This is a genomic window from Sphingobacterium sp. R2, assembly GCF_040760075.1.
GTDB lineage: Bacteria > Bacteroidota > Bacteroidia > Sphingobacteriales > Sphingobacteriaceae > Sphingobacterium.
Window position 1 is genome coordinate 1,622,201 of record NZ_CP142884.1, and the last position, 13,475, is coordinate 1,635,675.

General features: G+C 41.3%; 8 protein-coding genes. 3 read left to right on the plus strand and 5 right to left on the minus strand.

Annotated features, from left to right (window positions below; all coding sequences use genetic code 11):
* Positions 1-4: 4 nt before the first annotated feature.
* On the plus strand, positions 5-1,039 hold the full coding sequence (locus VXM68_RS06780; RefSeq protein WP_367210854.1) for an acyltransferase family protein: 1,035 nt from the start codon (positions 5-7) through the stop codon (positions 1,037-1,039).
* Between the two features lie 46 nt (positions 1,040-1,085).
* On the opposite strand, the gene VXM68_RS06785 is transcribed toward VXM68_RS06780, so the two are convergent.
* Together VXM68_RS06785 and VXM68_RS06790 are read right to left on the minus strand one after the other, a co-directional pair.
* Positions 1,086-2,435, minus strand: a complete 1,350-nt coding sequence (locus VXM68_RS06785) for an amidohydrolase (RefSeq protein WP_367210855.1) — start codon at positions 2,433-2,435, stop codon at positions 1,086-1,088.
* 116 nt (positions 2,436-2,551) lie between these two features.
* Positions 2,552-3,448: a helix-turn-helix domain-containing protein gene (locus VXM68_RS06790; RefSeq protein ID WP_367210856.1), complete on the minus strand. Its 897-nt coding sequence runs from the start codon at positions 3,446-3,448 to the stop codon at positions 2,552-2,554.
* Positions 3,449-3,730: 282 nt separating this feature from the next.
* Between VXM68_RS06790 and VXM68_RS06795 the strand changes: the two genes are divergently transcribed.
* On the plus strand, positions 3,731-6,793 hold the full coding sequence (locus VXM68_RS06795) for a beta-L-arabinofuranosidase domain-containing protein (protein ID WP_367210857.1): 3,063 nt from the start codon (positions 3,731-3,733) through the stop codon (positions 6,791-6,793).
* Positions 6,794-6,845: 52 nt separating this feature from the next.
* Here VXM68_RS06795 and VXM68_RS06800 read toward each other — a convergent pair whose 3' ends face one another.
* The 3 genes from VXM68_RS06800 to VXM68_RS06810 form a co-directional block, all read right to left on the minus strand.
* Complete coding sequence (locus VXM68_RS06800) at positions 6,846-7,859, minus strand: DUF4625 domain-containing protein (protein ID WP_367210858.1); 1,014 nt, start codon at positions 7,857-7,859, stop codon at positions 6,846-6,848.
* Between the two features lie 44 nt (positions 7,860-7,903).
* Positions 7,904-8,380, minus strand: coding sequence for a DUF4625 domain-containing protein (locus VXM68_RS06805; protein WP_367210859.1), 477 nt, complete (start codon positions 8,378-8,380; stop codon positions 7,904-7,906).
* A gap of 215 nt (positions 8,381-8,595) precedes the next feature.
* Positions 8,596-10,764 (minus strand): TonB-dependent receptor, encoded by a 2,169-nt coding sequence (locus VXM68_RS06810; RefSeq protein ID WP_367210860.1) that lies wholly within the window; start codon positions 10,762-10,764, stop codon positions 8,596-8,598.
* A 227-nt stretch (positions 10,765-10,991) separates the two neighbouring features.
* On the opposite strand from VXM68_RS06810, the gene VXM68_RS06815 reads away from it, so the two are divergent.
* On the plus strand, positions 10,992-13,469 hold the full coding sequence (locus VXM68_RS06815; RefSeq protein ID WP_367210861.1) for a tetratricopeptide repeat protein: 2,478 nt from the start codon (positions 10,992-10,994) through the stop codon (positions 13,467-13,469).
* Positions 13,470-13,475 lie beyond the last annotated feature (6 nt).

Sequence of the window (13,475 nt, forward strand, 5' to 3'; positions counted from 1 at the left end):
CCAAATGTTGGAGTCCAAAAGAATTTATCAAATCGATCTGTTTCGATTTATTGCAGCATCAGCAGTAGTGTTTTATCATTATATGTATCGTGGGGCTGCTGCTGGAAATATGTCTCTTTTACGTTTTGATGGTGTTGGTGACTATGTCAAATATGGCTATCTGGGCGTCGACCTATTTTTTATCATCAGCGGTTTTGTAATCGCTTTCTCCATCAAGCATCTATCGTTGCGTAAATTCTGCTATTCTCGATTTAAGCGTTTGTACCCGATGTATTGGATTTGCTTGCTGCTGACCTTTGTGATTACCTATTTTTTTGGCGCACCGCGTTATCATGTAACGTTTAGTCAGCTACTGGCCAATCTGACGATGACGCAGAAATTATGGGGACAAGGCGATGTAGATGGTGCCTATTGGTCACTCTATGTCGAGTTGAAATTTTACTTAATTATAGTCTTATTCCTGATTCTAAATCAATTTAAAAGAGTAGGATTAGATTACCTGGTTTATTTTTGGCTGTTATTGTCAAGTTTACGCTTTTTTTTCGGGCCGTCCGAAATATACGATGGACTCCACGAGTTTTTTATACTCGATTGGAGTGCCTACTTTATTGCGGGAATTATATGTTGCCAAATTTTTTTGCATGGAGTAAAAGTAAAGCATATTATCACCTTACTTTGGTGCTTGTACATTTCGATCGACGGCGCTATTGGTCGGATTCACTGGCTGGAGCGCACTTTTCATAGTGATTTTTCTCCTGATATCATTGGGATCGCCATTGTTGTGTTTTACTTACTTATGTTATTGGTTTCCTGTAAAAAACTTCAGTTTATTAATTCGTCCAAGTTTGTTAAAATTGGCATGCTGACCTATCCCCTATATTTAATCCATCAGCATATAGGGTTTATCATCTTTAATCAGCTCTATCCGTATTTCAATAAATACTTGCTCCTTTCAGCTGTTATAATGCTGATGCTAGCACTTGCTTATTTCTTAAGTGATCGTATTGAACCGTGGATTATAAAACGTTTTAAGAAATAAATAAGCGGCCGAGCGTAGGATCTATAAAGGAAATATAGCCTTCTCACTAGAAGACTATATTTCCTTTATAGATCAGCGATTTTACTGGCGATATTCTTGAAACCGCTTCTGCAGAGCAGCTGGCTTCGAGTAAGGCAATATCTGCACTATCTCCGACTTTGGGCCATTGCATATTGCCTTTGTCGTCCAAAGGAACGGGGCCCGCCGTGGCAAGCTTGAGCATGCGAGATAAGTCAAATTCAGTAGTTTGGCCATACACCTGGGCTGCAAGATTGGCTTTTTGTAAGACACTTCCCGTGCCAAATGTATTCCAATGGTCTACAATACTGTCATTTCCCGTCATCACTTTAACGTTGTTTTCCAGTAAGATTGGGATTGGCATAATTAATCCGCCGAATGGAATTGTAGAAATGATGCCAATTTGTGCGTCGCCCAGTTTTTCTGCCATTTCTTGTTGTTTGAATTTTTCTAATCGCCCCAATACAAAACAATGGCTGATGTAGGTTTTACCTTTAAGAACTGGGTTTTCGTTCACTTTGTTAATTAAGTATTCTACGGTTTTCAAGCCTGATTCACCCGATTCGTGCAAATGAATATCAATTCCCTTGTTATGATCTAATGCCAGCTGGACCGTAAAATCAATTGTTTTTTCAATAGCTCCATCAATGGAAAATGGGTCGACTCCGCCGATAAAATCAATATTGGTTTTGGCGGCTTCCTTAAGGTATGGCACCGACTCAGTATAGTATACACCGTGCTGAGGAAAAGCAACGAGTTCTGCCCCGAATCCATCTTTCTTGTTTTCCAGTGCCAGTTGTAGCTTAATTAAAGCGTCTAGTTTGGATGTCGGTTCAATATTAACATGACTGCGTGCGAAAGTAGTACCGTTACCTTGTAATAGTTCGATCAGTTTTTCTGCTTTATAGGTTGCATTTTTTAATAGTTCAGGTAGAATTTTCTGTTCGAGGGCAATCATACCTTTTACACCTCCAGCTCTTTGTCTTACTGCCTGCCACTTGTCGCCATAATAGGTTTTGTCCAAATGGATGTGCATATCGCGGAAAGAGGGCAGCATCAAAAGCCCTTTTGCGTCGATAGCATCGGACGCATTGATATTGGAACTTATAGCCTTGATCTTTCCGTTTGCAATCTGAATCGAAAATAGTCCCGTCCTTGTTGAAATCACATGGCCATCAGTATCATACTCAAAGCCCGTTTCTAGCAACACATTTTTTAATGTATAGTTTTTTTTAGTCGCGGAGTCGCTCAATAGGTTTTGGCTCACCATTTTATGGCGGTTTTCTGCAAATAACATTGCTGGTATAAATGTCGAACCCGCAAGTGCTAACGTAGATTTTCTAATAAATTCCTTGCGGGTAAAGTCCATTGATTTCATAAAGCGCATAGTGTCTAAAAAAAAGCATCTGGTATATGTAGGTTACAAATTTATAGGACTGTCGTGCTATTTTTGCTGGGAGATATCTGCCATTTCTTGTGTAATTTATCTATTTTTCATTTTCCTCTTAACAAACTTGTTGTCTCCCCCGCTTGAAGACTGTCTCTAAAGTCACTGGGACTGGTGCCTATTTGCAGTTTAAAGAAATTGGAAAAATAGGCCTGATCTGAGAATCCCAACTCAAAGGCAATTTCTTTGATGGACCGTTCGGAGCTTTGTAAAAGCCGTTTTGCTTCACTGTTTATTCGTTGGTGGATAAGTTGTGTAGCTGATATTTTCAAATGCTTTTTACATAGGATATTCAGATAATTAGCTGAAATATTAAGTTTTTCGGCATAAAATGCTACCATTTTCTGTTCCCTGAAGAATTCGTCAATCAGCATGTTAAACTTAGCAAGTCGCGGAACAGATTGATAAACCTTGAATTCGGTGAACGCAGACTCTGCCTCTCGACTTACAATCGCAGCAATGACGCCCGCTCGGGCACTAATTAAAGGAATAAGTGAGTTTTCTCTTTTCAATTCTTGTTTGACGGATTCAAATTCATAAAGTAATTGTGCAAAGGAATCTGCAGTGAGATCAATGACAGGATGGTTTTGATAATTGGTAAAAGAAAAGCGAAAAAAAGGTGCAAAATGTTCAAAGAGAGGGCGCTCAATCATGAGTTGGTAAGCTACAGTATCGGCATAGATATGCCATTTGTGCATTTGGCCTGGAAAGAGAATATGTACCTGCTGATCTTTTATCCTATAGTCGATAGAATCGATGGTATGTACGCCAGAAGCTTTATGAAAAAGATTAATGATGAAAAAATCATGCTTATGCGGTGTTTCGATAAGCCGTTCGCCATGGAGTTCGTTAAATAGGAGCTCTTCTCGTCCCGCTGTCTGTTCTTTTCGGAAACCATCCAGACCAATAAGTGGCACCCAAATTTTTAAATTTCGCTTTTCCATAGAATCTTATCAAATCTAAAATACAAAATACCTTCGAGTATTTGGGCATACGTGGTATTATAGGGCTTTCTTCCAATTGGGGATATCGTTATTAGCAGGATTGTTAGTTAAAATCGGGAGAATATCGGCTAAAATAAACCTATATATAATGAGCTTTTGTGATTAATTTTATAAATGTCAGGGTGACATCAATCAAGAGTGTCCGTCGTGTAGCTAAGCACACTCAATTGAGGCGGGCAATACTTAAACCGATGATTATCAATACACGAAATAGATAATATTATGAAAAGATATAAATTACATGTGGCAATACTTCTTACGATTTTTATCAAAACGATAGATGTCGCGGTAGCGCAAGGTGGAGATCAGATATTGGATGGAATTGGTGAGACAGGAATGGTGGCCCGTTATGTCTTTGATGGGGATCTAAAAGATTGGTCAAGGAATGGTCTGCATGGTAAATTTCAAGGCGAGAAGGCACTATTTGTCGCTGATAAGCAATTTAACAAGGTATTGTCTCTAGCCGGAGGAAAGGATGATTTTGTCGTATTACCGTCGAACGTACTCTCGGATTTGGAGTCTATTAGTATAACAGGCTGGTTGTACTTGAGGGCAGCGCAGCCTGAACAATATCTTTTTGACTTCGGACAAGATCTTGCGAGGCATTTTGCGGTAACACCAACAGGAACAGCGCTAAAAACTGGATATTTAGGTGTTATCTCTCAAAAGAAGACTGAAGTAAAAAGTGTAGCCTCTCCTGCGGTTCCGTTGAACAGATGGGTGCATCTGGCCATTGTGGTCGATATTACTACAGGCTCTTTACAAACGTATTTGGACGGAAGGCCCGTTGGAGAGGTCAAAAATATTCCGCAGGAACTGAGTACAGTTTTTGGACAGCCGGGAAGCAAAAGGAAAGTACAGATTGGAAAGCCCCTATTTGGCAGCAATTCGAGCTTAAATGCTTTGCTACACGATTTCAGGATCTATCGGGTGCCCCTTAGTCGAACTCAGATCGCCACCGTATATGGCAATGCATTGAAAGGTGTACACGAAGATACTAGCACCAAAGGCAAGCCCGAGGATGATTTACCTAGATTTCCGATGAATAAAGCAGAGCTGTATAATGCCTATTTAACTGGAGTCGCAGATGTCAGCGTGGAAACGGAGGTTGGGGAATTGCCGCGATTGCCCAATTATGTCGTTGGTACTTATAAAGATGGTATGGTAGGGCCGAAAGTACGGGTGCTATGGCCTTCTCCAACTGATAATAGCACAGTTTTGCAGCAGACAGCCTACACGATAACTGGACGCATTCCAGGAACGGATCTTAAACCAAAAGCAATTGTTAGTGTCAAGGGAAAGATAAAGTCTAACATCCCCCACCTAAAATTGGAACCTTTCCATTTGGATCAGGTGACTCTCAATGTAGACGAAGGGCATCATCACACAAAGTTTATTGAAAACCGTGATAAGTTTATGGATACATTGGCTGCATCAGATCCCAATTCTTTCCTTTATATGTTTCGTCATGCTTTTGGACAAAAGCAACCAAAGGGTGCAAAACCTCTGGATGTATGGGATAGCCAGGACATCAAATTACGGGGTCATGCAACGGGACATTACCTAACAGCAATTGCGCAAGCTTATGCCAGTACAGGGTATGACAAAGCCCTTCAATCAAAATTTTCAGGTAAAATGGATACGATGATCAATGAACTTTACGCTTTGTCAAAATTGTCGGGAGTGCCGAAGCAATCGGGGCAAGCATATGTCGCTGATCCGTCTTCAGTGCCTGTTGGTCCTGGTAAATCAGGATATGATTCTGATTTGAGTGATGAAGGAATTCGTACAGATTACTGGAATTGGGGGCTGGGATTTATCAGTGCCTATCCTCCCGACCAGTTTATAATGCTTGAACTTGGAGCAAAATATGGCGGTCAGAAGAACCAAGTTTGGGCACCTTATTACACCCTGCATAAGATCTTGGCCGGTCTGATGGACGTATATGAAGTAAGCGGAAATAAAAAAGCATTAGAAATTGCACAAGGCATGGGTAATTGGGTGTATACCCGTTTAAACAATATACCAACCGAAACATTAATCAACATGTGGAATACCTATATTGCAGGTGAGTTTGGCGGGATGAACGAAGTGATGGCAAGGTTGTATCGTATTACGGGTGAACAGAATTATTTAAAAACCGCCCGTCTATTTGATAACATCGATATGTTTTACGGTAATGCAGCACATACACATGGTCTGGCAAAAAATGTGGATACTTTTAGAGGATTGCACGCCAATCAGCATATCCCACAAATTGTAGGGAGTATGGAGCTATACCGTGTAACAAATGATCCGCAATACTATAAGGTAGCCGACAATTTTTGGTATAAAGTCGCCAGCGATTATATGTATAGCATTGGTGGTGTGGCGGGGGCGAGGAATCCGGCCAATGCCGAGTGTTTTATCAGTCAGCCGGCAACATTATATGAGAATGGGTTTTCTGCGGGGGGACAAAATGAAACCTGTGCAACCTATAATATGCTGAAATTGACGAGTGATTTGTTTATGTTCGATCAGCGTGCAGAGCTGATGGATTACTATGAACGTGGATTATATAATCACATTTTAGCTTCGGTTGCGGAGAATAGTCCCGCAAATACCTATCATGTTCCTTTGCGTCCTGGCTCAATCAAACAATTTGGAAATGCAGATATGCAGGGATTCACCTGTTGTAATGGGACGGCTATAGAGAGCAGTACCAAATTGCAGAATACGATTTATTTTAAAAGTAAAGATGATCAATCATTGTATGTTAATTTGTATATCCCTTCTACCTTGCAATGGAAGGAGCGGGGGATTAAGATAGAACAACAGACAAATTTTCCAAAAGCAGATCATACATCGTTGACCATACGGGGTAATGGCAAATTCGATCTTCGTGTTCGGGTACCAAGTTGGGCGACGAAGGGATTTTTTGTTACTGTAAATGGGGTTGACCAAAAAATTGCCGCCGATCCTGGAACCTATCTTAGCATACAGCGCAACTGGAAAGATGGTGATGTGGTCAAGCTAAAAATGCCCTTCGATTTCCATCTCGACCCAGTAATGGATCAGCCGAACATCGCAAGCCTATTTTATGGCCCCGTTCTCTTAGCCGCTCAGGAACGTACTGCAAGAAAAGATTGGCGTAAAGTAACTTTCGACGTAAAGGATATTGGTAAATCTATAAAAGGAAACCCAGAAACATTGGAATTTTATATAGACGATGTGCTTTATAAACCGTTTTACGATACCTATGGGCGTCATTCGGTTTACTTGGATGTGAGTCTAAAGGAACAGTAAAAAAGTACACCTTGCCATTTCCTTAAGCTGACAAGGTGTATTTTTCTTGACACTAATCTTCCTCTGCATGCAGTTCGAAAGACAGCTTAACGAGGTCTTGACCTGCAAACTTGGTTTCATAATTTGACAAGTTCCAGTCAGTACGGGTAACTTTTGCCTTTGTGCTGGCATCGTTAAATTTGCGAAGTAAAAAGACTACATTTTTTTCGCCTTCATTATCTTTTCCTGCTGTAAAGTACGTGATAATTCCTGTTGTCTCCGTTGCTCCATTGACAGTAGAGCCATCGCCGTAGGCAGTTTCTTTCGTTTGAAAGATTGCTCCGCTTCCTGTACTGCTATTCGGATTTAAAATAAAAGAACCACCTATAAGGAACGCCTTATAGTAGTCTGCTGTTGCTTTATTGATAATGTATTGCCCCTGGATTTCTTTTGAAGAAGCATCAAATTGTTTTAATTCAATTTTATAGATACCTGTTGGATGAAGGTGAGCATGTCCTCCTGCCAATGCTGTTCCCTTGTCATCAAAGCTGATAGCAATTGGTTCTACCTTTTCTTTGTCGGCAAGATCATGGAAATGGTCTCCATGGGGTGTTCCAGCTACTTCTGTGAAGATAAGTTTAAAGTTCGGTTTTACATCGGCGGCCGTAATCGTTAATGCTGATTCTGCTGTAGTCGCATTTCCGGCTTTGTCGGTTACTGTAAAATGAAAATGATAGGCTCCTGCGGGTGCATCCGCCGGAACATCGATGTGTTCATGAAATGTCGCATTTTTTACACCAATGTATTTTCCATCCGTATAGGCTTTTGTAAACTTATACTGACCGCCACCTTCTTGATGAGCCTCAATTTCGATTTTAGCAATCAGTGCTTCGGCAACAATATCACCTTCAAGATGAAGATCTGATCCCGCTTGGACAGTTTTGTTATTGCCACTGCCGATTTCAAGTGTGCCTATCTGGGGTTTTGCAAGTGCTGGGATTTCATCGTTGTCTTTCTTACAGGACGATAGGAAGCCTAAAAGAATTGTACTTAACAGGAAGAAGAAGCGAATGTTTCTAGTTTTCATGTAAAATGGATTTAATTAAATTGAGTTGATAAATATGTATGGTATTACTCGAGTATACGGATGCTGATTCCCTTCTGGCTGCTCCATCCCGCAAAGTCAGTCACCTGAATCATAAAATGATAATTACCCGGATCGATATCTGCTGGCACATCGATTTTTAATTCGGCATCATATTGCTGTGGCTGCCCCGGAATATTAACTGTCTTGACCAAAGTGAAGGGCTTGATGGGCGTTTTGATCGCCTCAGCCGTACATTCGCCGATTTCAGTGCTATGCGAATGATGGTCAAAATTATGGTGTACGTCAATGCTATAGCTCCCGAGCGCGACATTATCAGATAGCTTACTGCGGAAAGTAAAACTTGTGCCTCGTTTAATTGTGCTGCATTGTTTTGGGAAAGCCGTTTCCGAATCGATGGCGATGGTCGGTTTTTCGGTATCAATGCTTTCCTTATCTTTTTTACAGGCAACGGCCATCGTAAGTAACACCGCGATAAGTGTATATTTTTGGACTGTTTTCATAGGAGATAGTTTCAATTTTAAATTTTTATTCATTCGTATATCTTTTATTGGTATGCATGTCTGTGTGACGCTCGGTTATTCATGTGTCTTCGTTAAAAATTGTGTAAGAGTTCCCTGTACGCTTCGATTTACGTAATTCATTGCGATCAAAGGCTTATTTAAAGATGCTATCTTTCGTTAATGTTATTTTTATTCTTTATTCACGGTGGCTCATGTTATGATCGGGACTGTTTTCCAAAGGGAACTCCAATGGATAGGATAAAATTCCTTCCCTGTTCAGGCAAAGAGATCAGCCGATAAAAGCTGGTATGATCCATATATTTCTTGTCAAAGAGATTTTGAACCTGTAAGCGTAATTGAAGGACAGATCCCGAAAACCGAAGTTGTGTTCCTGCCCGGAAGTTGAAGACCTGATAAGCTGCTGTGGACTCTTCTGGTGGAACAACGTGATACTGCGCTGCTGTCCATTTGCAATCGACGGAAAGGTAGGTCTCTTTAAAATGTTTGCTATTTTTTGCTGTCCAGCTGATGTCCATCAACGCTGAAGGTGCCGGAGAGAAAGGAAGTGTATATCCTTTCTTTGCACCCGATAGTTGTTCCGATCGAACATATTCACCCAATAATTCTACTTTCCATCGTTTCAGAGGCTGGTAGCTGAGTTTCAATTCTGCTCCATAACGGCGAACACGGCTTTCCATATATTCAAAGATTTGATTGCCGGCACCATAATATTGATCGTAGCTTGACGTGGGATTGAGATAGATATAATTGGAAAAGTAATTAAAGAATGGCGTAAAGGCGACAAAGACTTTTCTGGGACTCCAGGTCAAGGATAAATCCAGTTGATAGGACTGTTCGGGAGACAATGATTGATTGCCTCTTTCATAACTGAAGTAGTGATAGTTTACACCATTGGCGCCAAGTTCCTGTGCAATGGGGGCCCTGAAACTTTTTCCTACATTAATTTTTGTTTCTAGATCTCCGAATTGATGTGCCGCTCCTATAGACCAAACCAGGCTATTGAAACGACGACTGAGCGCCGAAGCCCGAACTATTCTGCCCGACTGATTATCTTCCAGCTGTGATTCGAACCAATCCCGATAAGGTGATGTCTGAATATGGCTGTAATCGTAACGCAATGCCCCATATAGCATGGTTTCGTCCGCGAGTTTGTATTGATCATAGACGAATAGGCCCATTGCCTTTTGGCGAAAACTGGGGATAAGGAAGCTCCAACCATCAATACGGTTATCCTGATACTCTCCATTTGCGCCAATGGTAAGTCGATGTGTGGCCAAATCAAATTGGTCTTTGACAGTGATACTATAGACCTGTTTCTCATATAACCTTTCCAAATTGATGGGAATAGTCATATCTTTTGGATAAACAGGTGGCATATAACCATGCGCGGTGTAATTGTTATATTCTTGCCGGTAATTTTTCTGATAGCCCAGGTCTATCCAAAGCTTATGCTTATCCAGATCGATAAAGTTGCGGTTAATAAGTTTCAGGTGATTGACCGTCTGGCTTGGGAAACCAATGTCACGACTGGATTTGTCATAAAGTACTGTATCTACGCCCCTTGGTTCCAAGCCGTGCGCATTGGCAAAGAAGCCAAACTTTGTATGATAATTACTCAGGTAGAAAATCGAAGAAAAACGATCTGATAGATATCCGCCCCGTAGTTGAAAATGTGTCTCTCGTCCCGCAGTGTTACGAACATGCCGATCTTTCAGACGTACCGCATAATTGTAAACATAGACTGTATCTGTGGGGACACGGTAATCGCCATATTCCAGATGCGTGAATCCGCCTCCAAATACCCAATTCCCTTTTCGGCCCTGTATTTGTAGCGATCCGCCAAAAGTCGCATTGTTTGACTTTGTCAATAGGTTAAACTGCCCCTTAAAACCTGTCTCCTGTAGTTCCGCTGGCGGTGATAGCCGAATGACACCACCAATGGCATCTGAGCCATACAAAAATGAGCTGGCCCCCTTTAGTACCTCGGCACTCCCTACACTGAATTGATCGATTTCCAATCCATGATCCAGTCCCCATTGTTGGCCTTCATGTTTAATGCCATTTTCTACCGTGGCCACACGATTAAATCCGAGCCCTCTAATCTGCGGTTTAGACTGATTGGCCCCTATGCCTATGGCACTGATGCCGGGAAGTCTGCTTAATGTCTGCATTAAACTTCCCGCCTGGTATTTTTGTATAGAGTCGGCAGTCAATAGCTGGATCGATAATGCTCCTTCTGCTGCCCGGTGATAACGTCGCCCTCCAACTTTTACTTCTTCAAGCTCGATACTCTTCTCCTGTCCATAACATGGGAAAAATAGCTGTTGTGCTGCGATAAGTGAAAAAATGATATACCTATTCATCTATGTGGATTCGATTCGTAAAGAGTAATCTGTGCAATCAATATGTATTACAATTAATATGTATTGCAATTAAGTTGCAACAAATATAGGAAAAAGATTTTAAAAGCAATATAGTTGCATTATAATAAACGGAATTGACTGTATGATACAGTGGCAAAGTTTTTGTTGCTTTTTGGCGCCTAAAGAGTATAAAAAGCATGTTTTACAAGTAGTACATACGATGATATATGAAGTTAAGTGAAGAGTATTCTATTAAAGTTGCCGCATTGCAATCGGCTGAACATCAATTGACAGTTGATCTGTCGAAACCCATTACACCTGATATATGGCTTGATGCTCTCATTCATTTTGAGTACAATATGCAGCAGCCCAGTGCAACCAATCTTTACGATGCATTGTTTGAAAAAGGAACTGATTTTGCTGCAAATGTCTATTTGAGCGATGAGGACTATACTTTTTTTATCGATAAAATCAAGGCAGTATTGGAACGCTATGCTGCTATAAATCCGCAAGCGTGGGTCGAGTTGGGGCTACAACATGTTTTATGTCGCCGGCATGCTATAGAAAAGGAAAAAGCGTCATTTTATTTAAATAGAGGTATAGACGCTGAGGTTAAATGGGCGAGACCTCTTTATCTATATTATAATTATTTAAGTGTGTTGGCTGATATCGACCGGGACACCGCCAAAGCTGAACTTGAATCACTTGCTTTGGGAGGCGATCTATATGCAATCGCATATATTTCCCATATCGATGTGTGGACCGAAAAATTTGAAGAAGTTTTTGATCGAATTCAGGTGCTGAGACACGCTCAGGAGAAAAAACTATTACGCCATTATTATGAAGCGTTACAATTTTACTACGCTCGTAAAGACAATAAAGCCAAACGCCTGGAGATCCTGGAAGAGGGTATCGCCTTGACCGATTCCCGATACTGCAGGTTTGTTCTGAATGATATAAAACGCGCAGATGCAACTTCTTCCGTTGAACTGGAACGTCTTATACCAGAATATCACGAATTATTTGAATATGGAATGATGGACGCTGCAGTGCAGATAGCGCTCATCAAACTTCAGGGATTAAGTAACGATAATCAGGTAAAGGAGGATTTCGAGCAGCCACTATGGTATTTGCAGAAAGCATACGACTACAATAATATTTATGCAGGCTATCGTCTTGCCTGTCTTTACCTCTATAATGACACACTTCAGGATATTGAAAGGGGCCTGTCTTTATTGCAGCTACTCGACCAGCGAGATGATTATGTCGAAGCGCAGGTTGAACTTGCGGAAATACTGCTAGAAGGAAGATTCCTGCCGAGAGATGAAAAATCCGCCTTTCAGAAATTTAGTGCACTGGCACAAAAAAATATTGCCTATGCGAAGTTGCGCATGGGCAATATGATAGAATCTGGCTATGATGGAATAGATCCTGATTACAAGGTAGCTTTTGCCTATTATCAAGATGCCGCAAAAGATAAACTCCCGCAGGCTTTATATCAGGTCGGCAGGTACCTGAAATATGGCATTCATGGCGAAGAACCTGATTTGGCAGCTGCAATCCCTTACTTCGAAGAAGCGGCCGCTTCTAATAATGTTACTGCACTGACGGAAATGGGTTTAGCGGCTGAATTGAAGGCCGAACCAGACTACAAATTGGCTTTTGATTATTTTTCACGTGCAGCAGACCTGGGTTACCCCTATGCTTATTATCTGAAGGGAATTTATTTAGAAAATGACTATCACCAAACAGGGGCTCCTCAGCCAACAGCGGCTTTTGCAGCCTTTGAAGCAGGTGCTGGTATGCAAGATCTAAATAGTATATATGAACTAGCTCGATGTTACCGTGGTGGCATAGGTACGGAAATAAATCTAGATCGGATGATCGATCTATACCAACAGGCTGCCGAGCGAAACCACGTGCAGGCGTTGACTGATCTTGCCCTTTGTTATGAATATGGTTACGGACTGAGCAAAGATGCTTTTAAAGCACAGGAATATATCAAAAAGGCAGCTGATTTAGGTTTTCCGTATGCAACCTACGTCTTGGGAAGATATTATTTGACCGGCCTTGTGAAGCAGGATGTGCCCCTTGGTCTTCAATTGCTGGAAGAGGCTGCACAAAAAAATGTAGGTGAAGCATTGTTGCTGCTAGGCGACTATTTTTTCTTCGACTACGATCAGCGTGAAGAATATGATAAAGGCTTTGATTACTATACGCGTGCTGAGAAGCTTAGATATTTGACAGATGGACTGGGTATGTGTTATGAGTTTGGTATCGGAATAGAAGCACAGCCAGCAAAAGCATTTGAGTATTATAAACAGGCCGCAGAACGAGGAAATCAGGAAGCGATCTATCGACTGGGCCGCTGTTTGTATTTCGGAATAGGTACGGAGATCGATAAAACAGCTGCTTATAGCCAATTTATTGAAGTAGCACAACAAGGAAATATTTATGCCTGTTATTTTGTTGGGTTGCAACTGCTGGACGGAGAAGGTGTACCGACAGACCTTCATGACGGTATTGAATGGCTGATGAAGGCTGCCGATGCTGACCATGCTGATGCACAATATAAACTGGCCAACTGCTACCTCATGGGAGATGGCGTGGAAGAAAATGAAACGCTTGCCTTGGAGTGGTTTGAACGGGCGGCAGATAATGGACATGAAGAAGCTATTCGATTGACAAAGAAAACGAGAAAGTAACAAAAA

Excerpts from the sequence above, each read along its gene's own strand:
- VXM68_RS06815 (WP_367210861.1), top strand. The coding sequence starts at position 10,992 with ATGAAGTTAAGTGAAGAGTATTCTATTAAAGTTGCCGCATTGCAATCG.
- VXM68_RS06790 (WP_367210856.1), bottom strand. The coding sequence starts at position 3,448 with ATGGAAAAGCGAAATTTAAAAATTTGGGTGCCACTTATTGGTCTGGAT.
- VXM68_RS06785 (WP_367210855.1), bottom strand. The coding sequence starts at position 2,435 with ATGAAATCAATGGACTTTACCCGCAAGGAATTTATTAGAAAATCTACG.
- VXM68_RS06805 (WP_367210859.1), bottom strand. The coding sequence starts at position 8,380 with ATGAAAACAGTCCAAAAATATACACTTATCGCGGTGTTACTTACGATG.
- VXM68_RS06780 (WP_367210854.1), top strand. The coding sequence starts at position 5 with ATGTTGGAGTCCAAAAGAATTTATCAAATCGATCTGTTTCGATTTATT.
- VXM68_RS06810 (WP_367210860.1), bottom strand. The coding sequence starts at position 10,764 with ATGAATAGGTATATCATTTTTTCACTTATCGCAGCACAACAGCTATTT.
- VXM68_RS06800 (WP_367210858.1), bottom strand. The coding sequence starts at position 7,859 with ATGAAAACTAGAAACATTCGCTTCTTCTTCCTGTTAAGTACAATTCTT.
- VXM68_RS06795 (WP_367210857.1), top strand. The coding sequence starts at position 3,731 with ATGAAAAGATATAAATTACATGTGGCAATACTTCTTACGATTTTTATC.